26 protein-coding genes are annotated in these 26241 nt (G+C 38.6%); 11 read left to right on the forward strand and 15 right to left on the reverse strand.

Annotated features, from left to right (window positions below; all coding sequences use genetic code 11):
* Positions 1–8 precede the first annotated feature (8 nt).
* Entirely contained in the window at positions 9–4562 is a 4554-nt protein-coding gene (gene gltB, locus AC0KUU_RS09890) for a glutamate synthase large subunit (RefSeq protein ID WP_043982131.1), read from the reverse strand.
* A gap of 134 nt (positions 4563–4696) precedes the next feature.
* Between gltB and AC0KUU_RS09895 the strand changes: the two genes are divergently transcribed.
* Together AC0KUU_RS09895 and AC0KUU_RS09900 are read left to right on the forward strand one after the other, a co-directional pair.
* Positions 4697–5599 (forward strand): LysR family transcriptional regulator, encoded by a 903-nt coding sequence (locus AC0KUU_RS09895; protein ID WP_013056801.1) that lies wholly within the window; start codon positions 4697–4699, stop codon positions 5597–5599.
* A 160-nt stretch (positions 5600–5759) separates the two neighbouring features.
* Positions 5760–6830, forward strand: a complete 1071-nt coding sequence (locus AC0KUU_RS09900) for a DUF3900 domain-containing protein (RefSeq protein WP_043982129.1) — start codon at positions 5760–5762, stop codon at positions 6828–6830.
* A gap of 69 nt (positions 6831–6899) precedes the next feature.
* Here the strand turns inward: AC0KUU_RS09900 and AC0KUU_RS09905 are convergent, their stop codons facing one another.
* A complete protein-coding gene (locus AC0KUU_RS09905) occupies positions 6900–7079 on the reverse strand; it encodes an H-type small acid-soluble spore protein (protein ID WP_043982127.1) in 180 nt (59 codons plus the stop codon).
* A 77-nt stretch (positions 7080–7156) separates the two neighbouring features.
* Positions 7157–7516 (reverse strand): hypothetical protein, encoded by a 360-nt coding sequence (locus AC0KUU_RS09910; protein ID WP_043982126.1) that lies wholly within the window; start codon positions 7514–7516, stop codon positions 7157–7159.
* 220 nt (positions 7517–7736) lie between these two features.
* Between AC0KUU_RS09910 and AC0KUU_RS09915 the strand changes: the two genes are divergently transcribed.
* The 3 genes from AC0KUU_RS09915 to AC0KUU_RS09925 all read left to right on the forward strand — a co-directional run bounded on the left by AC0KUU_RS09915 (position 7737) and on the right by AC0KUU_RS09925 (position 8675).
* Positions 7737–8045 carry a hypothetical protein gene (locus tag AC0KUU_RS09915; protein WP_043982124.1) on the forward strand — a complete coding sequence of 103 codons (309 nt, stop codon included), beginning with the start codon at positions 7737–7739 and terminating at the stop codon, positions 8043–8045.
* A 141-nt stretch (positions 8046–8186) separates the two neighbouring features.
* Positions 8187–8333 (forward strand): hypothetical protein, encoded by a 147-nt coding sequence (locus tag AC0KUU_RS09920; protein ID WP_013056796.1) that lies wholly within the window; start codon positions 8187–8189, stop codon positions 8331–8333.
* 129 nt (positions 8334–8462) lie between these two features.
* Positions 8463–8675 carry a hypothetical protein gene (locus AC0KUU_RS09925; protein ID WP_043982123.1) on the forward strand — a complete coding sequence of 71 codons (213 nt, stop codon included), beginning with the start codon at positions 8463–8465 and terminating at the stop codon, positions 8673–8675.
* A gap of 60 nt (positions 8676–8735) precedes the next feature.
* Here the strand turns inward: AC0KUU_RS09925 and AC0KUU_RS09930 are convergent, their stop codons facing one another.
* From AC0KUU_RS09930 to AC0KUU_RS09945, 4 genes are all read right to left on the reverse strand, one after another.
* Positions 8736–9170: a MerR family transcriptional regulator gene (locus AC0KUU_RS09930; RefSeq protein WP_013056794.1), complete on the reverse strand. Its 435-nt coding sequence runs from the start codon at positions 9168–9170 to the stop codon at positions 8736–8738.
* 523 nt (positions 9171–9693) lie between these two features.
* Positions 9694–10302, reverse strand: a complete 609-nt coding sequence (locus AC0KUU_RS09935; protein ID WP_043982122.1) for a methyltransferase — start codon at positions 10300–10302, stop codon at positions 9694–9696.
* 59 nt (positions 10303–10361) lie between these two features.
* Positions 10362–10538: a hypothetical protein gene (locus tag AC0KUU_RS09940; protein WP_013056791.1), complete on the reverse strand. Its 177-nt coding sequence runs from the start codon at positions 10536–10538 to the stop codon at positions 10362–10364.
* A gap of 95 nt (positions 10539–10633) precedes the next feature.
* Positions 10634–11248, reverse strand: coding sequence for a poly-gamma-glutamate hydrolase family protein (locus tag AC0KUU_RS09945; RefSeq protein ID WP_230183946.1), 615 nt, complete (start codon positions 11246–11248; stop codon positions 10634–10636).
* A gap of 391 nt (positions 11249–11639) precedes the next feature.
* On the opposite strand from AC0KUU_RS09945, the gene cyoE reads away from it, so the two are divergent.
* Positions 11640–12557 carry a heme o synthase gene (gene cyoE, locus AC0KUU_RS09950; RefSeq protein ID WP_013056789.1) on the forward strand — a complete coding sequence of 306 codons (918 nt, stop codon included), beginning with the start codon at positions 11640–11642 and terminating at the stop codon, positions 12555–12557.
* Between the two features lie 24 nt (positions 12558–12581).
* Here cyoE and AC0KUU_RS09955 read toward each other — a convergent pair whose 3' ends face one another.
* Both AC0KUU_RS09955 and AC0KUU_RS09960 read right to left on the reverse strand, forming a co-directional pair.
* Positions 12582–13520 carry a carbohydrate kinase family protein gene (locus AC0KUU_RS09955; RefSeq protein WP_043982120.1) on the reverse strand — a complete coding sequence of 313 codons (939 nt, stop codon included), beginning with the start codon at positions 13518–13520 and terminating at the stop codon, positions 12582–12584.
* A 1-nt stretch (position 13521) separates the two neighbouring features.
* A complete protein-coding gene (locus AC0KUU_RS09960; protein ID WP_043982119.1) occupies positions 13522–13731 on the reverse strand; it encodes a cysteine-rich CWC family protein in 210 nt (69 codons plus the stop codon).
* A 163-nt stretch (positions 13732–13894) separates the two neighbouring features.
* Here AC0KUU_RS09960 and AC0KUU_RS09965 point away from each other — a divergent pair, with 163 nt between their 5' ends.
* Positions 13895–15253 (forward strand): D-serine ammonia-lyase, encoded by a 1359-nt coding sequence (locus AC0KUU_RS09965; protein ID WP_043982117.1) that lies wholly within the window; start codon positions 13895–13897, stop codon positions 15251–15253.
* A gap of 31 nt (positions 15254–15284) precedes the next feature.
* Here AC0KUU_RS09965 and AC0KUU_RS09970 read toward each other — a convergent pair whose 3' ends face one another.
* From AC0KUU_RS09970 to AC0KUU_RS09980, 3 genes are all read right to left on the reverse strand, one after another.
* Complete coding sequence (locus AC0KUU_RS09970; RefSeq protein WP_241771392.1) at positions 15285–16667, reverse strand: PH domain-containing protein; 1383 nt, start codon at positions 16665–16667, stop codon at positions 15285–15287.
* Positions 16660–17142 (reverse strand): PH domain-containing protein, encoded by a 483-nt coding sequence (locus tag AC0KUU_RS09975; RefSeq protein WP_043982114.1) that lies wholly within the window; start codon positions 17140–17142, stop codon positions 16660–16662. Before AC0KUU_RS09975 ends, AC0KUU_RS09970 begins: the two co-directional genes overlap by 8 nt.
* A 142-nt stretch (positions 17143–17284) precedes the next feature.
* Positions 17285–18616: an NAD-dependent malic enzyme gene (locus tag AC0KUU_RS09980; RefSeq protein WP_043982112.1), complete on the reverse strand. Its 1332-nt coding sequence runs from the start codon at positions 18614–18616 to the stop codon at positions 17285–17287.
* A 310-nt stretch (positions 18617–18926) separates the two neighbouring features.
* On the opposite strand from AC0KUU_RS09980, the gene AC0KUU_RS09985 reads away from it, so the two are divergent.
* Positions 18927–19505 carry an LOG family protein gene (locus AC0KUU_RS09985; protein WP_043982110.1) on the forward strand — a complete coding sequence of 193 codons (579 nt, stop codon included), beginning with the start codon at positions 18927–18929 and terminating at the stop codon, positions 19503–19505.
* A gap of 29 nt (positions 19506–19534) precedes the next feature.
* On the opposite strand, the gene AC0KUU_RS09990 is transcribed toward AC0KUU_RS09985, so the two are convergent.
* The gene (locus AC0KUU_RS09990) at positions 19535–20746 is read right to left on the reverse strand and encodes a cytochrome P450 (RefSeq protein WP_043982109.1); all 1212 of its coding nucleotides are present in this window, start codon (positions 20744–20746) and stop codon (positions 19535–19537) included.
* Positions 20747–21031: 285 nt separating this feature from the next.
* Between AC0KUU_RS09990 and AC0KUU_RS09995 the strand changes: the two genes are divergently transcribed.
* Positions 21032–21763 (forward strand): ZIP family metal transporter, encoded by a 732-nt coding sequence (locus AC0KUU_RS09995; RefSeq protein WP_116733234.1) that lies wholly within the window; start codon positions 21032–21034, stop codon positions 21761–21763.
* Between the two features lie 83 nt (positions 21764–21846).
* On the forward strand, positions 21847–22395 hold the full coding sequence (locus AC0KUU_RS10000) for a DUF4825 domain-containing protein (RefSeq protein ID WP_043982107.1): 549 nt from the start codon (positions 21847–21849) through the stop codon (positions 22393–22395).
* A gap of 20 nt (positions 22396–22415) precedes the next feature.
* On the opposite strand, the gene AC0KUU_RS10005 is transcribed toward AC0KUU_RS10000, so the two are convergent.
* Positions 22416–23318, reverse strand: coding sequence for a GNAT family N-acetyltransferase (locus tag AC0KUU_RS10005; RefSeq protein ID WP_322551980.1), 903 nt, complete (start codon positions 23316–23318; stop codon positions 22416–22418).
* A 154-nt stretch (positions 23319–23472) separates the two neighbouring features.
* Positions 23473–25332, reverse strand: coding sequence for an N-acetylmuramoyl-L-alanine amidase (locus tag AC0KUU_RS10010; RefSeq protein WP_162214120.1), 1860 nt, complete (start codon positions 25330–25332; stop codon positions 23473–23475).
* A 472-nt stretch (positions 25333–25804) separates the two neighbouring features.
* On the opposite strand from AC0KUU_RS10010, the gene AC0KUU_RS10015 reads away from it, so the two are divergent.
* Positions 25805–26185, forward strand: a complete 381-nt coding sequence (locus AC0KUU_RS10015) for a plasmid mobilization protein (RefSeq protein ID WP_013056777.1) — start codon at positions 25805–25807, stop codon at positions 26183–26185.
* The last annotated feature ends 56 nt before the right edge of the window (positions 26186–26241 follow it).

Consider the following 26241-nt stretch of genomic DNA (forward strand, 5'->3'; position numbering starts at 1 on the left):
CCCCTTTCTTACTGAGCTACCGCTTCTTGTTGTTTTGCCGATGCTTTCTTTTCTTGTTTTGCATTTTCCTCAAACGCACTCATAGCTGCTTCTTCTTCCGTTAGTCCAGCTGCTTTTTGCTCTTCAATGCGATTCATCATGCGTTTATAATCATTCGGAATCACTTTTACAAATTTTGAAAGTGATTGTTCCCAATTTTCCAAGACAAATGCTGCTTTATGACTGTTCGTATATTTCAGATGATTTGAAACCATCTCTTTTACTTCTTCTGCTTCTTCGCCTTTTAAGCCCTCAAACCCAATCATGTCTTTATTGCAAAGGTTTTTGAATGCTTCTTGATCATCGGCAAATACGTAAGCAATACCGCCTGACATTCCTGCACCAAAGTTTTTACCTACATCGCCTAATACGACAACGCGTCCGCCAGTCATATATTCACAGCCATGATCGCCAATTCCTTCAACCACTACGTTCACACCGCTGTTACGAACTGCAAAACGTTCCCCTGCTAGCCCGCTAACATAAGCTTCACCGCTTGTTGCACCGTAAAATGCAACGTTCCCAACGATAACATTCTCGCCTGACACAGCTGTTGTTTCCTTAGGTGGAGCAACAATGATTTTACCTCCTGATAAACCTTTTCCGATATAATCATTTGCATCTCCAGTTAGATACATAGACATTCCTTTTGGAACAAACGCACCAAAACTTTGTCCTGCTGAGCCAGTGAATCGAAGAGTAATCGTATCTTCTGGCAGACCTTTCTCACCGTAACGTTTTGTAACTTCACTTCCCACAATTGTTCCAGCTACACGGTTAATATTAGAAATTGGAAGTTCTAACTCGACTTGATACTTATGCTCGATTGCTTGCTGTACCGCAGGCAAAATCTTTTGCATATCAAGAGATTCGTCAATTTTATGATTTTGAGGTGTTTTAAAGGTACGTACACCTTCAGCTTGATATAAAAGAGTTGTTAAGTCTAAGTGCTGAGCCTTCCAGTGATTTTTTGCACGTTCGCTAACGCTTAATACGTCTGTACGTCCAACCATTTCATCCACTGTTTTAAATCCAAGTTCAGCCATAATTTCGCGCACTTCTTGTGCAACAAATTTCATATAGTTAACGATGTGGTCCGCTTCTCCCAGGAACTTTTTACGAAGCTCTGGATTTTGCGTCGCCACTCCAACTGGGCATGTATCTAAGTGACACGCACGCATCATGATACAGCCTAAAACAATTAAAGGCGCCGTAGCAAAACCAAACTCTTCTGCTCCTAGAAGTGCTGCCATGACTACATCTTTACCCGTCATTAATTTCCCGTCTGTTTCAAGCACTACTTTTTCACGAAGACCGTTTAACATAAGTGTTTGATGGGCTTCTGCTAAGCCAAGTTCCCACGGTAGTCCAGTATGTTTAATACTTGTTTTTGGAGATGCTCCCGTACCTCCGTCGTAACCGCTAATGACAATAACATCCGCTACTCCTTTTGCTACTCCGGCAGCAATCGTTCCTACACCTGCTTTTGAAACGAGCTTGACGCTGATTCGTGCATCACGGTTTATATTTTTCAAGTCATGAATAAGCTGCGCTAAATCTTCAATCGAATAAATATCGTGGTGTGGAGGAGGTGAAATTAAGCCTACTCCTGGCGTTGATCCACGCACATCTGCCACCCATGGATATACTTTGTTTCCTGGAAGCTGACCGCCTTCTCCAGGTTTTGCACCTTGTGCCATTTTAATTTGAAGCTCATCTGCATTCACAAGGTAGTGACTTTTCACCCCAAAACGCCCAGAAGCGATTTGTTTAATCGCACTGCGGCGATTATCTCCATTCTCATCCAGAGTGTAGCGGCTAGGATGCTCGCCGCCTTCTCCACTGTTGCTGCGTGCTCCTAAACGGTTCATCGCAATCGCTAATGTTTCATGAGCTTCTTGACTTAAAGATCCAAACGACATAGCACCTGATTTAAAACGTTTTACAATCGAATCAACTGATTCCACTTCATCAATGGAGATAGATGAACGCGATCCATTAAACGAGAACAGATTGCGCAAGAAACCGATGCGTTCTTCATTAGCCGATTCAGAGAATTTTTTAAATAAGCTGTAATCTCCCTTACGGCAAGCCCACTGCAGCGTGTGAATTGTTTTTGGATTAAACGCATGATGCTCGCCCGTGTGTCTCCACTGGAAGTCACTTCCTGATTCTAACGTTTGCTCAATTGTTTCAACATAAGCATTGTCATGACGCGTTTTTGCTTCTTTTGCAATAACATCTAAACCGATACCGCCAAGCTGCGAGGCAGTACCTGTAAAATATTGCTCGATAACCTCTGCACTGATTCCAACCGCTTCAAAAATTTGTGCGCCCCGATAACTTTGCACCGTTGAAATACCCATTTTAGACATTACTTTTACGACACCTTCAGTAACGGCTTTTACATATTTCTCAACAGCATAATCATACGATACGTTCAACGTACCTGCGTTAATTTCATTTTGATATGTTGCAAAAGTAAGATATGGATTAATTGCGTCTGCGCCGTAACCAATCAGCGCTGCAAAATGGTGCACTTCACGCGCTTCTCCCGTTTCCACTACAATGCTCGCCTTTGTACGGTTTCCTTTTCGCACTAGGTGCTGGTGCAGCCCGCTGACAGCTAATAAAGCTGGAATAGCTACGGATTGAGCTCCCGCTTCACGGTCTGTCAGAACAAGGATGCTAGCACCTGCGTTAATTGCCGCTTCAGCTTCAGCAAATACGCGATCAAGATCTGCTTTTAAATCATTTGTAAATACAGCAGATATAACGGCACTTTTGAAATCCGGATGAATGGCAGACTTCAGCTGATCAGTTTGATCGTTTGTTAAAACCGGCGTCTCAAGCTGAATTCGATGAATGTTTTCTTTGGTTGGATGCAGTAAATTCCCTTCTGCACCGAGCAATGTCATTGTCGATGTAACCAACTGTTCACGAATAGCATCAATCGGTGGATTCGTTACTTGAGCAAATAGCTGCTTAAAGTAATTGAACAGCGATTGAGGAAGATCAGACAACACGGCTAATGGAGTATCGTTACCCATTGAACCAAGCGGATCTTTTCCTTCTGTAATAACTGGAACTAAATATTTATGAATATCTTCATACGTGTAGCCAAATGACTTCTGGCGAATGACCAAATCATCGAAGTATTCAGATTTTTCTTCCTGCACTTCTGGCAACGTTACCAGCTGTTCATCTAACCACTCTTGATAAGGCTCAGCCTGTGCCATTTCAGATTTAATTTCTTCGTCTGAAATAATTCGGCCCTCCTCTAAATCGATTAGAAGCATTTTACCTGGGCTTAAACGATCTTTATATAATACATTTTCATCTTCAACATCAATGACGCCTACTTCTGATGAAAGTATGATGTAATCATCTTTTGTAACATAGTAGCGAGCTGGACGTAGACCGTTACGGTCTAAAATAGCACCGATTTGCTTTCCATCCGTAAACGAAATAGCAGTCGGACCATCCCATGGCTCCATTAATGCGCTATGATACTCATAGAAAGCACGTTTTTCTTTTGACATGTGCGGATTCTCAGACCAAGGCTCTGGAATAAGCATCATCGCTGCATGCGCTGGCTTACGGCCGGCCAATACAAAGAACTCTAGCGCATTATCTAACATGGATGAGTCGCTTCCTTCAGCATCTAAAATCGGAAGAACCTTCGGTAAATCCTTACCAAATGCGTCCGAAACAAACTGTTGTTCACGTGCTCTCATCCAGTTTTGATTACCGCGAAGCGTATTGATTTCACCGTTATGAATTAAATAACGGTTTGGATGTGCTCTTTCCCAGCTTGGGAACGTGTTTGTGCTAAAGCGAGAATGCACTAAAGCGAACGCTGAAGTAAAATCTTCATCTTGTAGGTCAAGATAAAAAGCATCAACTTGCTCAGGCGTTAATAACCCTTTGTACACAATTGTTCTACTTGAAAGACTCGTAAAATAAAAACGGTTTTGACGCGCTTGCGCCCAATTTTCCGCTTGCTTACGAATAACATATAGCTTGCGTTCAAACGCTAAGTCATCTTGAATACTGTCATTTGCCCCAATAAATACTTGTCGTACGTACGGACAGCTTTCTTTTGCAACTTTTCCGATTTTTCCGACATTTACAGGTACAGTTCTCCAACCTAGTAACGTTTGTCCCTCTTCTTCAATTAATTTATTAATATAAGCTTCGATTTCTCGACGCTCGTCTTCGTTATTTGAGAAAAAGATCATTCCAACTCCATAACGACCTTTTTCTGGCAAGTTCAATTCAACGCATGTCTTTTTAAAGAACGCGTGTGGAATTTGTACCATTAATCCAGCTCCATCTCCTGTTAGCGGATCACTTCCCTGTCCGCCGCGATGGTCAAGCTGGCAAAGCATATTTAGTCCTTTTTTAACGATATCATGTGACGCTACGCCTTTCAATTGAGCGTATAGTCCGATTCCACATGCATCGTGCTCAAATTCAGGACGGTAGAGACCTTGAGCTTTTGGCATTTGATTGTATGTCATCTTCTTCTCCCCCGTTCGTTTTCTTTATCTTTTTAAGATCACCTGTTTACATTGTAAGTTTTCAAATCAATATAAACAATATATAATTTAGATAAAACTAATCTAATTTTGATATATATAGATGGAGGATGCCTATGGAACTGCGTCAATTACGCTATTTTATGGAAGTTGCAAAAAGAGAACACGTATCTGAGGCGGCAGAATATCTGCATGTAGCTCAATCAGCGATCAGCCGTCAAATCGCGAACCTGGAGTCTGAGCTAGGTGTTAGTTTATTCAAACGCGAAGGAAGAAATGTCAAGTTAACAGCAATAGGAAAAGTCTTTCTTGAGCATACGGAAACGGCTATGAAAGCTATTGACTATGCAAAAGAACAAATTGATGAATACCTGGATCCCGAAAGAGGAACGATTAAAATCGGATTTCCCACAAGCCTTGCTAGTCACCTTCTTCCTACTATTATATCAGCCTTTAAAGAAGAACACCCAAATGTTGCTTTTCATCTTAGACAAGGTTCGTATAAATTTTTAATTGAATCGGTTAAAAAAAGAGATATTAATATTGCTTTTTTAGGTCCTGTACCTGTAGAGGACCAGAGTATAGAAGGCCATATTCTATTCACTGAAAATCTTTTAGCCCTTGTTCCTTCTCATCATCCGCTCGCTGAACGGGATAACATTCGGCTACGGGATTTAAGAAATGAAGATTTTGTGCTATTTCCAAAAGGATTCATTTTACATAAAATGGCCTTCGACGCTTGCAAACAAGCAGGATTCATGCCCAATATTTCATCTGAAGGAGAAGATTTAGATGCGATTAAAGGTCTTGTATCCGCAGGAATCGGCGTCACGCTTCTTCCTGAAAGCACAGTGTCTGAAACGACTCCTCGTTTTACGACTAAACTCCCTATTCATACGCCGCAGCTTCAGCGTACAGTCGGGATGATTATTCCTCGAAATCGTGATTTAGCACCTTCTGATAAAATTTTTTATAAGTTTGTCAAAACCTTTTTTGAACGGCTGGAGCAGTATAAATAAGAGAGGCCCCCTGCCTCTCTTATTCTTTGCTTTATACACTATTCCTCAGCTGATCAATTGTATAAATAGCTCTTCTTCCCCTAAATCTAACAGGCATTGACGCTTACCGGACTCTTTCTTATACTGAAGTAACTGACTAAAAAGAAACAAGGTGACTGCTATGGATTTTAAAATTAATTTTTTATCATTTTACGTAATACAAGTAGAAGGAAAAGAAGAACAGGCTTCTAAACAATATAAGCATTTTCAAACGCTTGATACAGAAGAATATGACGAAAGTTCCATTAAAGATTTTTTAGACGGTGAATTTAAAAAAATTGTAAAACGCAAAGTAGAGCGACACCCCAAAGCAGAACAAGTGCCTACAAAGCTCGGGTATTTTATAGTTGAACCAGGGCACGCTCTCGACTCAAACCCTAATTATAATTTATTTCACCGCACTCGTTTTGCCACAACCAAAGAAGAATTTGAAGAAAATAGCGAACAGTTTATCAATGCATACCTTGATACTGCAGCCGTTCGAGGAGGAGCATTTTTAGTTGTATCTGCTGTTCCAAGAAAATATTTTGATCATGCTTTTGTGTTTATTTTAAAATGTGACTTCGAACCAAAAGTGGCTTCAATTTCAGATGAATCAACCCTTATTCGTCACGTAGAAATGGCGATTACTACTAAAAACATGAAATCTATTCAATACCCCTACATGCCTGAAGAAGGCATGGTCGAAGAAAGTGAACTCGTTATACACCAAGCGTCTCATGCCCGGTACTTTGAAGACTTCTTGAAATTTATTGACTACAACGAACCGATGCCTGAGATTATGAAAACACAAGTGATGGATATGGTGCGTGAACACGTCAGCGAAACGTTTGAAGCAGAAAGCGTAGAGCTTGAACAATTTGAGTCCGACATGGAACTGTGGGCAACAAGTGAAAAGCGTGAGCTTCAAGAACGTTTAGATACGCATCAAGTCATGGAAGCTGCTGCTCATATCGTCGAGCATACGCCTGATGCCGAGCTTAAAATGAAGCTTGGCGAAACAGAGATTAAAGGACTGTTAGCTGATTTCGGGGAAAATATTCACTTAGCGAAAGTGAACGGACGCTACGTGGCGGTAATTGAAGCAGAATCGATTCTGTTTGAAAAAGGCGCGTCTCCGATTGAGTTTCATAAGCCAGGTGATTTGCACGGGATTATTGAAAAAATCAGCAGTAAGAAATGGGAAGAATAAATAAAAGCTAGAGAGCTATGTAGCTCTCTAGCTTTTATTTAACTGAAAAACCAGCTCTATTTATCCACCTTAATTCTCTACTAATTGGCTCACGGAAACATTTTGTTCATTTTCCGGCTGACCTAGCGGATAAATTCTTACCATATCATTTTCTTCGCTTACATGTTGAATATAAACGGCCGTATCGTTATACGTAACGTTAGCCATAACGGGTGAATCAGCAATTTGTTTTGCTCGCTGCTTGTCCACGTTTCTTCCCCCCTCTATGCTGATATACATATAAGGTTTGCTCAAAGAATAGATGCTATTCGCCCCCTAGAGCAGTTCTACCGTTTTTTAGCGGTGCGGTAGCCAAGGTAAAAAACGAAAGAAGTATAGGTCATGAATGCAGCTGCAGCCAGCAAGAGCATTTTGTGATGATGCCAAAGGGCCGCATATGTTTTGATGAAGATTCCCTTTGTAAGTAAAATATATTGATACACAATAAAAGCAACCACTAAAGCAAGAAACAGCACTCGAAACAAACGAATGAAATCAATGTTAGATAAAATGGAAGCAGCTTTTACCCAGGGCGATGTAGGAGGCTCCGCTTTTTTAGTGCTTCGGCTCTTCGACTTTTGTTTCTTTGCAGGCGGAGCTTTTGATTCTTCTATTTTAGGTGCTGGTTTTTGTTTTCCTTGAGCCATCGGTCACTTTCCCTCTTTCTTAAATAAAGTGTCTAAAAAAGAAGCTTTTCTATTTTGCATATTCAAGAAAGGACCGGCTATCTCCTTTTGACTTTTAAAAATACTTTCCTTTTTTAAATACAGAATGTCTTTAGGTATGTGCCTATAGCATTTTTCTTATCTTCGCATACGTTATATCGTGTTTGATTTGAAATTACTATTTAAAAGGAGCGGTGCCCTAATGAACCCTTATTATTTCAACCCTGGATACAGTCCTCAGCAAGTTGATTACTCAGTTCAACAATACTATCCCCCTTACGTACCACAGCATGAAGAATACGATGAAAGACAGCAGCTTCAAAATCTTGGAGGATTTGAACGAAGAATTCGTGCCCTTGAGAGACAAAATGAGGAGCAAGTCAGAGAAATTACTCGTTTAAATCGCGTTGTGGAGCGACATACTGATCGTATAAACAGATTAAATCAGCGCTTACGCAATGTAGAAAGAAGACTTAACATTCCATTTACAGCAAGCCAGGACGGATTTTAAACTAACCTTAAGCATTCCCGTTTCTTTTGAGCGAGAATGCTTTTTTACATGTCTTCTGTCATTTTTGATAGCACACAGGATATTTGATTAAACTTTACATAAAATAAAATTTGACTATGAAAAAGAAAAGGAGAAAATCACATGAAATCCCCTGTTGTTATTTGTCCTAACTGTCATTCTCAAAAAGAGCTTGCTACCGTTTTAACTGCTCAGTCCAATCAAAACGTTATCTATACATGCTCAGCTTGCGGCTATAAGCTGACAAACATTAAAACAAGCAAAGGATAATCAGTATCTCTCACCTCACTTAGTACCTATACTCAATACGTTCTTCTGTCCATATACAAAAATTAACGTTTACGTAAATGTTATTATTTTTGTATACTGATAGTATTATGGGAAAGGGAGTTGAAGAAGTTGAAGTTTAAAATGAAGGAACGCGGGCAGCTGCATTTGAGTCCGGAAGGAAAACAATTAATTTTAGACTTGTACGAATCAAATATGATGGAATCTGTAAATGAAGCTTTGGATGCTGAAACAAGAAGCTTTCACAATGGAAAAGCCGATGGAATACAGGCTATTTTACTTCTTTTAGGGGTACAGCTAGAAGAAAACACTTCACAATCATAAATGAATGCCCTATAAAAACCGTAAAAGCAGACGCACTCTTCTGGTGAATGCGCCTGCTTTTTATGATTCTTCCTGCTCAAATTTTACAATTGCAGTCTTAGCACGATCTCTCAATGACAGAAGGTCAGACTCTACTTTTAAGATATTTTTCTTTTTCTGTTCAATCAGTTTGAGCTGCTCTTCTACCGTATGTAACACTTGCTCTAACTTTTCTTTTTGTTGACTTGTTCCTTTCACTTGCCTATAATCCATCTTTTGTATTTCAAGAGTATCACTTAAAGCAAGAAATTCCTGTAATTCTTGAAGTGAAAAACCCATGACTTCTTTGGCATTCGTAATTTTCTTTAAAAATTCTACATGTTCTTCAGTGTACAGACGAAATCCACCTTCACTTCTTGGAGGTGCTGGCATCAGTCCAATTTGTTCATAATAACGAATCGTACGTTTTGTTAAACCGCTTTGCTTCGCTACATCATCTATTTTTAGTTCACTCATTTTTAAATCCCCTTTAATCAATTCACAATGTCAACTTTTCATACTTGTTACTATTATACACTAACGCTAGATATCTCAAAACAAATCTGAACAGCTGTGCACTTATTTAAAAATAAATAAGCAATTTCTTTACCCTTTTTTAGAGTAAAAAAATTGCTTATACAGTATATGCTGGATTCTTTTCTCTAAAACCTTATCATAAGTGCCGTTTTTGTTAATTTACGATTTAGCATACAAATTAATAAATTTGTTTTTGAGAGTTCTTATTTCTATCCACTAAATGTTTATTAACTTGTATGTAGCCTTCTCTTTCTGTACTAGCCCCGCCTGCGCTGAGTACACCGATAGCCACGCATGCTATCCAACCTAACTTCATTATAACAGAAAGCGCTTACATAATAAAGTGTTATGCTTTAATTTCTAAAAAGTTATAAATACAATCAGCAGGTCTTTTTCCACCTCCTGCTGATTTGTTAAATAGAACCGGCAAGATCCAGCATTATCAAACAGTAAATAGATCGTCTTAATAAGCTACTTTATAAATCAAAAACCGTTCATATGGGTTTTTACGATCCAACTCTGGCAGCATTACCTCTTCTTTTAAAATGAAAGAAGGATGTTTTTCGAGGTGATGAAGATAATCCTCCGAACTATAATATAAAATCAAATCAATCTCGCGTTTATTCTCTTCCCACGAAAGCAAAATATTGTTCACTACTTGGATAAAGATTTGAACTGAAAAAGGATTAAAAAAATAAAAGCAGTTGTCTAATGGATGAATCTTATATTCCTGGGCTAAACAACACTGAAAATGAATAGGATGTTTGCGGCCCTTGGCTTTTTTCAAATAGCGCCTCTGGTTATCTATGGCCTGCTCATAAAAGTGTTCATTCATTTCTATCCCCACGGCGGTGGCATTGCACAGGTAGTTCACATAAAAATTCAGCCTTCCTTTTCCACATCCGAAGTCGACAATTCTATCGCTGCTTGTTAGCTCATACTGAGTGAAAAGTGTTTCTAATGCACTATAAGGCGTGGGTTCATAACGATGGTAATGAAATGAATCATTAAATCCCTTTTGTTCTCCCGTTGTTTTTATATTTAATAAAGCGTCATAATATTGCTCGTTCATGGCCAATCTCCTGTTTATAGTTGTTGAAAAAGAGAAAGAAGGACAGATGCCCTTCTTTCTCACTCTACTTTCACACGCATTTCTGATATTTTAAGACCAATCTCTTCGATTAACTGCACAGCTTCCGCTCGCTTTTGATCATCTAGTGTGCTGATTCCCCGTACGTCTACGCTTTTTAAATATCGATAAGAGGCTTTAAGACGTTCTAAGGTATCTTCTTGGTCAAATGTTTTCATGATTATCTCCTCCAGTATATGTAGTTACTATATGTATACCACAAACATGTCCGTAATAAATCTAACCTGTTTAATAAATACTAAACGTATCTGATTTATCTAAGAGGAAATGCACTTCTAATAGCTGATATATACTCAAAAAATTCTTGGGTTTTCGAATTTTTACGTTCATTTCTCGTGTTAGTTGCAAAAAAAGCTTCTCTTTGCGCTTTACTTATCTCAATTTGCACACCCATCCGCCTAGCTGTTTTATTGGTTATATTTCTAGGGCTTGTACCGGAAAAAGGGTCTTGATCTGATAAAATTTCTGTACTAAAACCTTTGGAAACAAGCGCTTCATACACTTTGGATCTTAATGCCTTGTCAGCACCGCCGATTTTAGTGTGTTTTTCACTTTTATCATTGTATCCATGAAAAGATACGGCATAGTCTTCTTTCGATATAATAGTTAGCGCATGAGGTTCATCAAAATGAGTGGATGTGATATGAAGATCGGCATTTCCTGCTTTCTTTAACCCTTCAAATATATAGTACGAGTATTCGTTTCCTGCTAGCCCAACAGCAAGTTCGGATGTTCCAGTTTCGATACCTCCGCCGTGTATCGCAAGCATAATAATGTTAGAAGGTCTGATTTCGAATTGAATTTTGTAGTCTTGATTGTATACTTCATGAGAGGCAAGTTCAGAGAAGCTAGCATATTTATCTGGCATCATATATCCTCCTTGTGAATAAGACATAGTAAACAAACTTATTAGTTCTTTCTTTAATGTACCACATCTTTTCTTTCATCACATACTATGTGATTGCAATTACCAATAAATATGGTACGATTAAGTTCGAGTTTCTTGCTCGTTAAAAGTTCACCAGATAGTCAAAATTTTCATTTTTAAGCATTCCATTTTTATCTTATAATAAAGGATGTACTTATTTTTAATTGGTAATTCGACATTATTCTTTGTTTTTTTAAAAAGTTCAAGGAATGTTAACAAATTTTACGAGCAACCTTGATGTAATTACGATATTTTTTTGTTAAAATAGTTTAGTTGATTAATAAAGATTAGGTTTATTCATGTAGGAATAAGCTCAAAAAGGAGAATTGCTGTGAAAAATACCGAAGTTATCACAAAGGAATCACTTCCTATCAATCAGTATTTTTCCCGGGAAGTAATCAGTGCTATTATAAAAACTGGGATTATTAAATCGAACTCACTAGGAATGGTTGCTGGGCTTTGTCTCGCAATTGCTGTTAATGACTTAAGCTTTGTGACACAAATTCCTATCATTATTTTGGCTTTAATTGGGACATCCTTTGTCGTAGGAGGAGCTGGGGCAGTTAATAACTTCTATGACCGTGATATTGATGCGATCATGAAACGTACGAAAGACAGACCCACGGTAACAGGAGCGGTCAACCCTAAATTTGCTCTATGGTTAGGACTGGCTTTATTTGTTATCGGTGTAGGCATTTTATTTTTAGTTTCTAACATGGCCGCCATTATGGGTATTTTAGGATTTTTCTTTTATGTAGTGCCTTACACTATGCTCACAAAACGTACAACTATCTATAATACCGAAGTTGGAAGTATTTCTGGAGCTATGCCTCCAATCATTGGCTGGGCCGCTATTTCACCAGACTTATTTCATCCGGTAGCCATTGGATTGTTTGTATTTATGTTTTTATGGCAGCCTCCTCACTTCTACGCTATTGCCATTAGAAGACTTGAGGAATATAAAGCCGCAGGTGTACCAATGCTTCCTGTAGTAAAAGGGATCCGTCGTTCCAAAGTCCAAACGCTTGTATACCTAGTTATTTTGCTAGCGGCATCTTTCTTATTTTTATCGTTTAGTAAAATTATCGCATTTACAATGTTTGGTTTAACACTAGTGTGGATGCTTCTTGGGATTGTTGGATTTAAAAAATTAGAAGATACAAAATGGGCTACTTTAATGTTTGTGTTCTCATTGAACCATCTTACGATTATTTTTGCCCTTATGATTATACTGTCATTTTTTAAATAATAAACGTTCAAAAGCAGGTAGCTATCAGCTACCTGCTTTTATACTAGATACATCTTTTGCTTTAAGCGAAATCATTCCTCCGTACCTTGCCGAAACTGCTCCACCTAACGCGTTAGCAAACATTGTGTACTGCTTCTGTGCCTCCTCACTTTCAGGTAATCCTTTTTCGTGAACACACCATAAAATTCCTGCCATAAATGCATCACCCGCTCCCGTCGTGTCTATCACCTGCACTTTTTTTGCACTCACATGAAGCGTTTGATTTGCAGTAACGGCTGCTGCGCCATTTTCTCCCTGAGTGACCCATACGTACGGAATATGATACGCTCTCAGTTTTTCTAGGCTTTCTGTCAGGTCTGCTGAATTCATCAAAAATAGGAGCTCATCTTGAGAGATTTTCAAAATGTCTGTTTCGGACAAAAACGGTGTCACGATATTTCTACATGCTGCTTCACTTTCCCATCTTTTCATTCGAATATTTGGATCAAACGCTACAAGCATACGATGTTTTTTTGCGAGCTTCACAGCTTCTTTTGTAGTTTCCTGGGAAATCGGATGAAACAACGTACCTGATCCAAAATAAAAAATCGCTGCCTGCTCAAATAAAGCTTCCTGCAGCTCATGTTTGTACACTTGCTCATAAGGTGTAGAATCTATGTAGGAATGGAAGTACCGATCTCCTTCTTTACTTTTATGTACATACACTTCACAAATTTTTTTAGTCTCCGATATTACACAGCCGCTTTGATTCACTCCTTCAATTAAAAGGTTCTTTCTTACAAAATCACTTGTTTCATCACTGCCCAACTTGCAGATATAATATGCTTTTGCTCCTAACTTCTGAACACCGACTGCTACATTAACGGTTGTGCCTCCTAAAAAAGGGTCAAAGCTAGTGTTAAATTCATTTTTAGCAATATAATCAATAAATGCCTCACCGTATGAAATAATTCCTTTTTTCAAGTTAATCCTCACCTTCTTTCTTCTGTCTCCCAACGCATTTGACACATACACACGCTTTTCCTCTGCTTTCTAAAGGAATTTGTTTAAACAGATCAGGAGTAAAAACTTTCTGCATGCACCAACACTTTTCTATTTCTCTGCCTTGTACAGAAGCACAGTTATTTTTTTCTCCGCAGATAGGACATCTGCTATCATCGCCTGAAAATGGCATGAATTCCTCTCCTTTTTTTCTATGCAGTTGTATAGATTATCTTTATTAGTATACAAGAGGTGGCTAAAATGTGCGTTCTGCTTTTTGATATTTTCGTTTTCAACTTCTTCTATTCTTGGTACTATACATATAAAGGAAATAACATATTGCGAAAGGAGCTTTTATGACAACTCATTTATTTCACCAAAAACCCCTTGCTACATGGATGCATGAATATCCTTTATTAACACCTTTAATCAATAAACAGGAAATACTTTGGATAAATCCTTATATAAAACCTGCTCAAAAAGCACTTTCTTCTCTTTCTTTACATACCAAAGATATAAAAGATGCAAAAGAACGACTTTCTCGCTTTTCTTCTTTTCTTCAAATCGCTTTTCCGGAGCTGAAAGCATCAAAAGGAATCATTGAATCACCTCTTCAAGAAGTTGCATACATGAAAGACTATTTAAATCAACAAATGAATAACATGCTGCAAGGAAAATTACTGATGAAATGCGATCATGATCTTCCCATATCAGGTTCTATTAAAGCAAGAGGCGGCATTTATGAAGTATTAAAATTTGCTGAAAGTCTTGCTATCAAAGAAGGACTGCTTACCGAGGAAGACAGCTACGCTCTTCTAGCTGAAGAACGATGTAAAAAGTTATTTTCTTCTTATTCTATTGCAGTAGGATCTACCGGTAATTTAGGTTTAAGCATTGGTATTATGAGCGCTGCTCTCGGCTTTAACGTCACCGTCCATATGTCAGCGGACGCTAAAAAGTGGAAAAAAGATCTGCTTCGTTCTAAAGGTGTAACCGTTATTGAATATCAGTCTGACTACGGAAAAGCCGTGGAGGAAGGACGAAAGCAAGCCGAAGCAGACCCCGCATGTCATTTTATTGACGATGAGCAGTCTAGAGATTTATTTCTCGGTTATTCCGTTGCGGCTTTACGTTTGAAAAAGCAGCTAGCCGAGCAGCGGATTCAAGTAGACGCCGAACACCCTTTATTTGTCTATTTACCTTGCGGAGTAGGCGGAGGTCCTGGCGGTATTACGTTTGGACTAAAAGCAATATACGGTGATCACGTTCACTGCTTTTTTGCTGAACCTACTCACTCTCCTTGCATGCTGCTTGGATTAATGACCAAGCTGCATGACGGCATTTCCGTTACGGATATTGGACTTGACAATGTAACAGCTGCCGATGGACTAGCTGTAGGAAGGCCATCTAGCTTTGTAGGTGAAACGATAAAATCGCTTATTAGCGGAATTTATACCGTAGAAGATGATCAGCTTTTCCGATTTATTTATGAGCTAGCCAATCGTGAAAATATGTATATAGAACCTTCAGCAGCGGCTGGTTTACAAGGACCTCTCCACCTGATGGAAAGCGGGTCTTCCTATATACAAGCGCAAGGACTAGAAAACGATATGTCAAAAGCTACTCACCTTGTATGGTCAACTGGAGGCAGTATGGTGCCAATTGAAGTGATGAACAGCTATTACGAGCAAGGAAAAAATTTAATGAATAGATAACGTCAAAAGGCATGGAGAACAATGATGTTCTTCATGCCTTTTTAGCCGAAGTAGCTTGCAGAAAGACCGGATGCCAAATCTCAAATGGAAAATATCCGGACTTATAGCTGCCGCTTGTACCCATAGTTGCAATTTTTATTTTCCTGTATCCTTTTTTCCATAAAAAAGTGCCTGCAAACACCTCAATTTCTTCTATTTTCTTCCTTCTAATAATCGTTGTTTTTCGTGTTAAAAACTGCGATCGAATACTGACAAATACATCGTTCATCATCAAGCCGCCTTGACGATAACCTAACCAGTGAATAAGTACGTATATAAGGCATAGCACAGCAATAATCCACACAAACATTGATTTCCAAAAGCTAATGCCAATCCCTGCTGCCGCAAATAACAAGACCGGTAATAGTAATGGATACCACGCATATTGAATCGCTGTATTTCTTGGACACTTTATATATTCATAGTGCGGCACATATACGTTCATTAATGCTGAAATCTCTTTTTGCTGGATAAACGGGTGTAAATAGACCTTTTCTTTTAAATCAGAGGTTACGACGTTTAACGAAACGGAAGACCATCCAAATAAGCGCCGGACCAACCCTTCCTCTATCGTAACAGCCTGTATTTTATGAAAAGGAATCGTAAGGGATTTCTTATTTAACAATCCGTATTTAATATGTAGATAATGATCGTAGCGCTCTACTGTAAAACCGCCAAATCGTATTACATATAAAACAATAGACAGCAAATAAGCAAGCACCACAATTACAGCCACTAATACAAATAAACCAAGCATCGATTGATGAATCACTTCTTCGTAAGCTGTCTTCACCCAGCGGTTGATATACGTATCAATATACTGATAGAGAAAACCAAGAGCAGCAAATATATAGCCAAAATTCCCGGAAAACGCAGCAGCTAACGCCAGCTGTTTCACCGACACTTTCATCGTACGTTCAGGACTTTTTTCCCTTATTTCCGGCTGACTCCCCGACAGCTTTAACGTATCTTTAAGATGGTGCGCTTCTTTTAGTGAAATACCAGATAAATCAATTTCAGCATCCGTACCGCTGCTGGCCGTGTCAATACGAAGCCGGGCTAAGCGAAGAATTCTAAAAACAAACGGCTGATCTAACTGAATCGATTGAATGCGATTGCGTTGAATAAATCGTTTTTCTTTTTTAAAAATCCCTTTATACAGACGCACTTCCGTTTCTGTTACCTCGTAACGAAATTCCTTCCAAGTAAAAAAAGCAAATAAAGCGACTACGCCTCCCGCTAACAGCGTTGCCCACCAATATGTAAACAATAGGTGCCGATTGACAATAAATACAAACACAAAAGGCAGGATATTATTTTTTATATGTTCAATAAATGCTATTGCAATATATAGCGGATGCAGCCGCTTACTCATCTTCATCATCTACCTCTGCTAGTCTAGCAATATACTCTCGCAGTACTTCAGCATCTCTTTGTACAAGTGCAGGAATTTCGACGCTTCCAGCTGCTGTAATGATTTTAACAGATGCCAAGTCAAATTTTCGAAAAATCGGCCCTGTCAATGTTTCAACGTGCTGCACTTTCACAAGCGGAATTTTCGTATGATACCAGATGAATAGCCCTCTTTGTACATCAATTTGAGTATCTGTGACTTCATATGAATATACATTCATATATACATTTGGAGCTATAATTGTATATATGATAAAGCTCACGACTAATAGTCCAGCTGATATCCATCCAATAATTGACCACCAATCAAAAAAATGAACGAGTAGAAAATAACCCGCTGTTGCAAAAAGCCACAGGCTATGCGTAAAAATGGATTGCCAGCGCATCGCTTTTTTAGCCTCGAGGGGCAATTTGCCCTTTAAATGTTCAAACTCCATAAAAACTCCTTTCTCTACCTTTTTTACTATTTCTATTACTATATTACGTTAAAAAAGGAAAAAAGTTTCACAGTTTGCTATTTTCTTATTATTTTTTGATAAAAAACAAACAAGACTGCCTATTTCGAGGCAGCCTTGTTTGTTATCGATAAACGCCGTCTTTCTCTCCGTGTACAACAGCCGCTCTTTCAACTGCTTCAGATACTGCTTCATGTACAGCTAGATTAAGAGGATGAGGAACTAAATCGCCTGGACGCGTTGAATTTGCAATGGCTTCAGCTGCAGCTACAAGCATCGTATGCGTAATATCACGCACCCCCGCATTTAACACTCCTCTGAAAATACCTGGGAAGCCAAGTACATTATTCACTGACCTTCCGTCCGTAGCGTAAATAGCTCCTGCTTCAAGAGCATCTTCAGGTTCAATTTCTGGCTTTGGATTAGAAAGTGCTAGAATGATTTGCCCTTTTCGGATCCATTCTTTTTGTATTAATCCAGGTACACCTGTTGTCGCAATAACAATGTCACAGTTCTCCATAAGCTCTTCTAATGAATCCGCTACTTTTCCACCGTAGCTGACTAAGCGCTCATTCGCTTCAGGAGACTTATCAGCTCCTATCACCTGTTTGACACCGTAAGCCATGAACATTCTGCAAGTAGCGATGCCGGCAGCTCCTAAGCCGATTTGTCCTACTTTTGCTTCTTTCAAATTCACACCTGTGCTGCGACAAGCCGAGATAGCTGCTGCTAGCGTCACAACTGCTGTTCCGTGCTGATCATCATGCATAACTGGAATATCGAGCTCTTCTTTTAAACGTTCTTCAATTTCAAAGCAGTGAGGCGACCCTATATCTTCTAGTAAAATGCCGCCAAATCCCGGTGAAATATTTTTAACCGTTTGAATGATTTCTTCCGGCTCATTTACATTCAACAAAATAGGGATAGCGTTTACATTGGCAAGTTGATCAAATAACGCAGCTTTCCCTTCCATAACAGGCATTCCTGCAACTGGACCAATATTTCCTAATCCTAGTATAGCGGTACCATCTGTTACAATCGCAACCGTGTTTCCAATGCTCGTATAAATCTTCGCTTTGTCCGGCTGTTCTTGAATAACACGGCAAACGTTTGCTACACCAGGGGTATATACTCTTCTTAAGTCAGCGATCGACTCAATTTTCATTTTGCTTTTCATTTGAATTTTGCCGCCTTCATGGGCATGAAGAACTTCATCTGATACTGTATGTAAAGTAATGCCTTCTAAACTGCGAACCGCTTCAAGCAATTCCTCAAGCTGGTCTTCACTTTCTACTTGAACCGTAATGCTTCTCATGGTGTAGTTATGTCCTACTTTAACGGTTTCAACCTCGCCAATGTCTCCTCCAACATTTCCGATAGCTGTTGCTACTCTTCCTAAGTTTCCTGGTACGGTCGGTGTTTGTACCATTAATGTGCGTATTAAATTGTTCATCATATCCCCATATCCCCCCTTGTCTTAATCCTGCAAGTGCGTATACTTACTAAATGAAGCGTTTAAAACGGTCAAATTCCCTATAAGTTCATGTTACCTACTTATCTTACAAGTAGATCCATACGTACTGTCTTTTCCATTAAAAGAAGAGCAATAGATAACGCTTTCAAACAGACGTTTCGCTTTGATTATAAGCAAAGTTTTTAGAATAATCAAGCGATGACATTGTGAAAATTCATAAATTATTAAGAAGGAATTTGTTCTTCATAAACAGAAAAGACTTATATAGAAAAGAAACAAAGGAGTGAAGCAGTTGAAATCAATTTGTGTATTTGCAGGATCAAGCGCTGGAATAAAAACAGAATATAAAGAGACAGCCGTCTCGCTAGGACGCTACATGGCCAAAAAAAACTACCGGCTGATTTACGGAGGCTCACGAATGGGCCTGATGGGAGAAGTCGCAAATGAAATGCTTCAGCATGGAGGCGAAGTCATCGGCATTATGCCCCGCGGTTTGTTTAGCGGTGAAATTGTTCATACCGCGCTGACAGAACTCATCGAAGTAGAGAGCATGCATGAGCGAAAGGCAACTATGCACGAGTTAGCTGATGGTTACATTGCGCTTCCAGGAGGTTTCGGGACATTTGAAGAGTTGTTTGAGGCTCTTTGCTGGGCTCAAATTGGTATACATAAAAAACCAGTAGGGTTATTAAATGTGAACGGCTACTACAACCCGCTTATGCAAATGGTTCAGCATGCCGTAGATGAAGGGTTTTCTACAGATTCTGCTATTCGTCTCATCAATATTTCTGATACTCCTGAACAGCTTATCTCTTCAATGGACACGTACACGTCTCCTTCAGAGGACCAAAAATGGAACACTGAACGCTAAAAAGCAAGCGCATAATTTGCGCTCGCTTTTTAAGCTTTATTAAAAGTAATCTCATATTTTTTTACGCCAAAAACAAAAGGGCTGTCTATTGGCTTTAAAGACTGATTTTGAACTTTCGAGAATTCTCCTTTTTCTAGTAACTTAGTAAAAGCAATTTTCCCTTCCATTCTTGCTAGCGGTGCTCCTAAGCAAAAATGGATGCCGAATCCAAAGCTCACGTGAGGGTTTGTTTTACGATGCACGACAAAAGTGTCAGGCCGTTCAAACTTAGCTGAATCTCTATTTGCACTTGCTGCCCAGCTAATTACCTGCTGTCCTCTTTTAATCTTACACTCTCCAAGTTCTACATCTTCAGCAGCTATGCGTCCAATCGCTTGAATAGGAGGATAATAGCGAAGCGTTTCTTCTACCAGGTTCGGAACCAGCAATATGTCTTGACGAACTTCATTCTGCACGTCTACGTCTTCTGTCATATACCGGACTCCGTTCGTAATTAAGTTTGTCGTTGTCTCATTACCTGCTACTAGCAATAAAATACAAAACCCCAGCACTTCCTCTTCTGTTAAATGCTCGCCGTCGATTTCTGCTTCTAAAAGAAGCGAAATGAGATCTTCTTGTTTATTTTGCTGACGCTCCGCGATAATTTCTTTAAAATACCCTTGTAAAAAAATCACGCCTTCATTACGCTTTTGCATCATTTTCGCAAAAGCTTCGTCTGAATTATTTTCAGCACCGCTCACTAAGTCATCGGAGTATTTTTTAAACAGTTCTCGGTCTTGGATTGGTACTCCTAGCAACTCTGCTATTACAATAATCGGCAGTGGTCCAGCAAAGTCTTCTACTATATCAAACTTTTTTTTCCTGCTTACTTCATCTAATAAATAATCTGCAATCTCTTCAATATGACTCTCTAAGTGCTGAATAGCTCTTGGCGTAAAAGCTTTGTTTACTAAGTTTCGTAACTTTGTATGTTTTGGAGGGTCCATCATTAAAATACTTTCTTGGCGTTCTTCCATTGCTCGTTTGGATGAAAAAAGCGACGGGTTTTTTAAAATATACTTTACTGTTTCATAATCAAATACATCCCAGCAGTTTCGGCTTTCATCGTAACGAATAGGTGCCTCTTGACGCAGACTGTTATAAATATCAAATGGGTAAAGCTGCTGTTCAACTGATTTGATTTCTTGCATAGGAATCAAGTTAGCATAGCGATTTTCTCTTTTTACTGCTTTTGAATTCATCTCTTATTCCTTCTTTCGTTTAAAAGTGACCTCGTTAAGTTTTTTAACCTTCTACAGATCAAAGAATTTTTTTCCATCTTTGTATCTTTTGATCAGACTATCACAAGGTTTTTTCACTTTCAACGTACATAATCAGAAAATTTTGTCAATTATACAGAAGACTTATTTTATTTAAGGTCTAAATCAGTGATTTTTTTCCATTTTTTTAGTTCATTTATCTTGTTTCATAATAATCATAGAGATGGTTACACTACAAGTAAGTACGTAAGAAAGTAGGGATCTCATGTGATAGATGCCCTTATGTGGGGTGGTGTCTCAGGCTCAGCTGTATTAATTGGAGCTATTATAGCTATTTTTGTACCTTTAAAAAAACCGTTGACTGCTTATATTATGGCTTTTGGCACGGGCGTTTTGTTAGGAGCTGCTGCTTACGAGCTCATTCAAGATTCGGTAAAAGAAGCAGGAATCATTTCTTCTTCTTTAGGCTTTTTAACAGGCGCAGCACTTTTTACTCTTCTTGACATCTCCTTAGCTAAAAAAGGCGCTCACAAAAGAAAACGTTCGGACCACCTTGTCCCCGCTAGCTCGGGACTAGCCATTTTTATTGGTACCATTATGGATGCTATACCTGAGTCACTGATGATTGGCGCAAGTTTGATTGAACAGCACCACGTTAGCTGGCTGCTTGTTGTTTCTATTTTTATCAGCAATATACCCGAAGGAATCTCCGGGACAAGCGGACTACTAAAAAGCCAATATAAGCAAAAGAAAATTTTTTCATTATGGCTTTCTGTCTTCTTTATATCGGCTCTTTGTTCTTGGATTGGATATCTATTTCTTCAAAATGCTACCCCAAACATGATGGGTTTTATTGCCTCATTCGCCGGTGGTGGAATTGTGGCAATGGTTGCTTCGACGATGTTGCCAGAAGCTTTTGAAGAAGGTGGTCCTGTTATTGGTTTTATTGCTTCATTAGGGTTATTAACTTCTATTATTTTGGATTATATGTCTTTTTAATGAATAAACTTATATTTTGTATGAAACAAAATATATAGGTCTTTCGTCTTTACAAGTAGATATAAATAAAAGGAGTTACCATTATGAAAAAAATATATGCTTCTCTTACACTTTGCACAGTACTCACTTGCCTATCAGGGTGTGCTTATGCACCTCATAATAATCTGTCTGCCGAAAGAGTCTCTGCTTCTTCTATTCAACATACTTCTTCTTCAAAACATGAGGCTTCAATAGAGGAAATTACAAATAAGCTTCCAGGACACGTTTATTTAAAAGGTATAGCCTTCCAAGATATGCAAAAACCTTATTACTTAACAATTAATTACGCTGCAATAAATAATAATCAGCATACGTTTGAAAAAAGCTGGACGTCTGTTAAAACCAAACGCATACTTTTACATAACGCAACCATCTTACTTTCTGCCGTACAAAATGCTGACAGCGTTCACTTTACTATTAATACGACTGTTCCTCAGACAATCACCATTACTCGAAAAGAGTTAAAGGACTTCTACGGAATAGATCTTCGGAATTATAATGACGTGAAACAAGTATGGAAAGAAAAATTCGAAGGACAGCAAGAAAAAATCGAGGAATTTTATGATGCACATCCAATTACAGAAATGCAGTAAAAGCGGCCCATGGCCGCTTTTTAAAGCTGTTTTTTCATAAACACCTGCTCAAGTTTGATTCCTTCATCTGTATATAAATCTTGAAAACCAAATGATTTTAACATTTTCACGAGTAAGCTATTTCTTTTTTCAGGTACATTATATGTATTGTAAGCAATTGGTCCATACATATTAAAAATAGTTGCTAATAAAAAGCCCAGAACGTCCTCTGAATTTGAGATATGTTCCTTAACGCTTCCTTGATAAAAAGTAACCGAATTCACGATGCCTATGGAAGAAAAATTCCTTTGAAATAACAGATAGCCAACTTCTTCGTTTCTTTCATTCAACGCAATAAACGATTCTCCATCACGAATACAGTCAAATTGATTTTTCCACGGAACATCGTATGTATAAAAGGGGAGGTTCTGAATATCTTTTGCAAGCCTTCGCTTTAACGAATACGTAAGCTGATTCTTCTTTTTAAGTAAAGAAGCGTGAAAACTACCTCTATGCTTTAGAAATAAAAGGGTATCTACAATCTCATATCCATATTTCTGATAAAGGTGAATGGCTTTTTCATTCACTTTAAATGCTTCCAGACTGGCTTCCATTACTCCTTGCTGCTGGTATCTCTCAAGTGTAGCTTTTAGTAAGGCTTCTCCAATTCCTATTTTCCGGTAAGATAAGGCTACGCTTGTACCTCCATTCCAAGCATGTTTTTTTCCCTTGACCTTTTTTATTCCATTTAACATAATTCCAGCTGGTGTATTATTATAAAAAGCCATAAAAGAATGGTCGACAGATAGCTGATCAAAACCAAACCTACAAGTGAATTGATCTAGTGACAGCTCAATCGGAAGATAATAATCTTCAAAACCCTTATTGAATGCTTGTAATGCATCAGAAAAAGAACACTGGCTTAGAGGCTTAATTATAATCACGGGACATTCCTTCCTTTTGTAAAAAGATAATAAGCTAGAAAATCATTATAAGAAAACATCATCAATAACCTTCTGAATTTTTGTGGTTTTTAAAAAAAGAAAGAGACATACCATTTAAACACCCTGTCTCTTTCTTTTCTTTTAACACTCTATTCTATTGTCTTTTAACCTCTACATCTGACGCTTTCACAAACGCATAGCGGTGATTAAAATAAATTTGATAATATTCGTCTTTTCCAACAATCATTTTGTGATCGTTTGGGTTTGTTGTAAAAGTTGGGGCATAGTAATAGTCACTCCTTACTTTCTCTACCCCCACGTACACCTGCTCTGGAGAAATTTTATACTGAAGTGGCACCATAGCTTTAACTGGTATATCAGAAGGATAGGCTGAGGCCTCCGGGAAAGCTCCTCCGTACACTTGAATGCTTTCTTTCCCTGGTTTTGGCGTTAATAATATCCCTGTACCTTCACTTGTATTTTTATTATGTGGATTATAAAACCAGGCTTTTTGTCCTCCGTACCAAATCGCTGTCCATTCTCCTTTTGTCTCAGCTACTGCATACGTTTGTCCAGTTACTGCTTTGCTTCCCCAGTCTAACGTTTGTTTCGTTCCAGGCCCTGAAGCTGCAGGCTCATTCAGCAGCGGTGAATCATTGCTGGGAGCTTGATGCAAATACACAAAGTTGGCCGGCTGCTTTGGTGCATCTGATACTTCTGGCTGATTGTTTTGAAAGACTGGATTAATCGTAACGGCTAGTTTGTTTGTATGCTGGCGCTCGACTGGGCTTCCTACTAAATCCATGTAGTGCCCCCAATCCCAAAACGGCCCGGGATCTGAATGCATACCTGATTGAGCCTTAGGAGACAAACCCGGCACCTCATCATGACCAATAATATGAGCTCGGTCTAATGGAATATTATATTCTTTGGCAAGGTGGCGTACGAGTCTTGCCGAAGAACGATACATTTCTTCCGTAAACCAAGTAGATCCTTCAAGGGCGAATCCTTCATGTTCAATTCCAATACTGTGTGTATTAAAATACCAGTTTCCTGCATGCCATGCTACGTCTTTGTTATGGATCATCTGTGCGATGTGACCATCACTTGAACGGATTACATAGTTTGCAGCGGCTCTATTAGGGTTAGCAAACAAATCAATCGTTCCATCATAACTTACTTCTGTATCATGAATAACAATATAGCGAACATCTGATTTTTGACGGTTTGCAATATCATAGTTTCCGTAATCTGAAGCACTTTCGCTGAATTTCCCGTAAAATGCAGGGATGTATTCACATTTTAAAGATGCCGGACAATCCGCTTTATTCGTATTGGAATTTTCAGCACGAGGAATCGACATATCTATATTTTGAGGGGAAATTTTAAGATGCTGTCCGTCTGATGTTGTATGCTCTGCTCCTTTTTCCAACGTTTCATATACATCATCGGCAAATACTTGAGCGTTTTCCTTATCCTGAGAAGCACTGTAAGCGGCGACTGCATCGTACCATTTTTGATCAGTGGACGGTATGTTTCCATTTTTGTCTTTTGCGATAAAAGCCAGCACAGCAGCGCCACCGCGAATATTTTGCACAGGATCTTTTTTTAATCTTTCTTTATCTGAGTTAAGCAGCTTAGCAGCTAAGGAGAGAGTTTGCTGTTTATCATATGCTGGTTTTGAAGGCACAGCTCCGTTTCCTTTTCCATCTTCTAAAGAAGGGATGTCTGTTAAATGCATAAGACCGTATCCCCCGGCTGCACTAGGTTTTCCATTATGACTTTCCCAGCGCGACTTGTTGTAGGAAATTGCTTTTAAAAGCGAAGCTGGCACACCAAATTCTTTAGATGCTTGTGCAAATGCTCGCTCTAAAGAATCTGACTGATTCTCTGCCGCCAAAGCGACTACAGGCTTTTGCAGCGTATGAAGGGGCATATAAGCTGTACATATGACACCAGCCGTAAGCATGGCTACCCCTATCTTATTTAGTTTTAATCTTTTTTTTAGTTTCAAACGTATTCCTCCCCCGTAAAGTATGTAAATGAGGTCAATAAAGACATAATATGACTTTACCTCGTTCTCAACCATTTCGTCTTCTTTCTTTCTATTCCCTTGAGACAATAGTCTAGAAGATTCGACAGAGTTACTAGGAGGAAAGATGTGGTATGAGGAAAAAATCATAAAAATCATCCCTCTTCTTTAAAGCTGCGCTCTCAAAAATGGTTGAGTACAACAGCGGTCCATTCATCCCTTTTGCTGCCTTTTTAATAAAGTAGCAATATTGTAGATAATGACATTCCTTCTATAATTCAACTATTACTAAACCAAATTTCTTAATTTACCAGTTTTTTAACAGACTGTACGTTCGACATTTTAGTAACTTTTCACCATAGTTAACCATGGAAAAGGTTGCTATTATTAAAGACAAGAGAATGTTTACATATGATTGAACGCAGCAAGAACTGCTCTTGAAAGGAGATACCTTATGAGAGGACACAGCATTCCAGCAATTAAGTTGAATGAAGAAGAAAAAGAAAAATTAGAGGAACTTATTGAACACTATAATTTAAAACGAACGTCTCTCATTCGAAAATTTATTATGGATGGAAAAGTTAAGCCTCCTTTAATCGGCAAAGAAGCAGGTGTGGAACTATTGGTTAACCTGCGAAAGATTGAGTCTGAACTAAGCCGGCTAAGCAATAATATGCATCAAATTGCAAAGTACTTACATAAGCCAAAAGATAAGCAAAACCATTCACAGAATCTTGAAGAAATCCTACTAGAAATGATGAAAAAACAAAAACATGTACAAGAAGATGTAGAGACTATTTCAGAGCAGCTTAGCGATCATTTATACGTTAAATAGAGAAAAAACGCTCTTTTCATTTCAGAAAAGAGCGTTTTTTATAAAGAAGTAGGGAT

Source organism: Priestia sp. ST2, assembly GCF_055810735.1.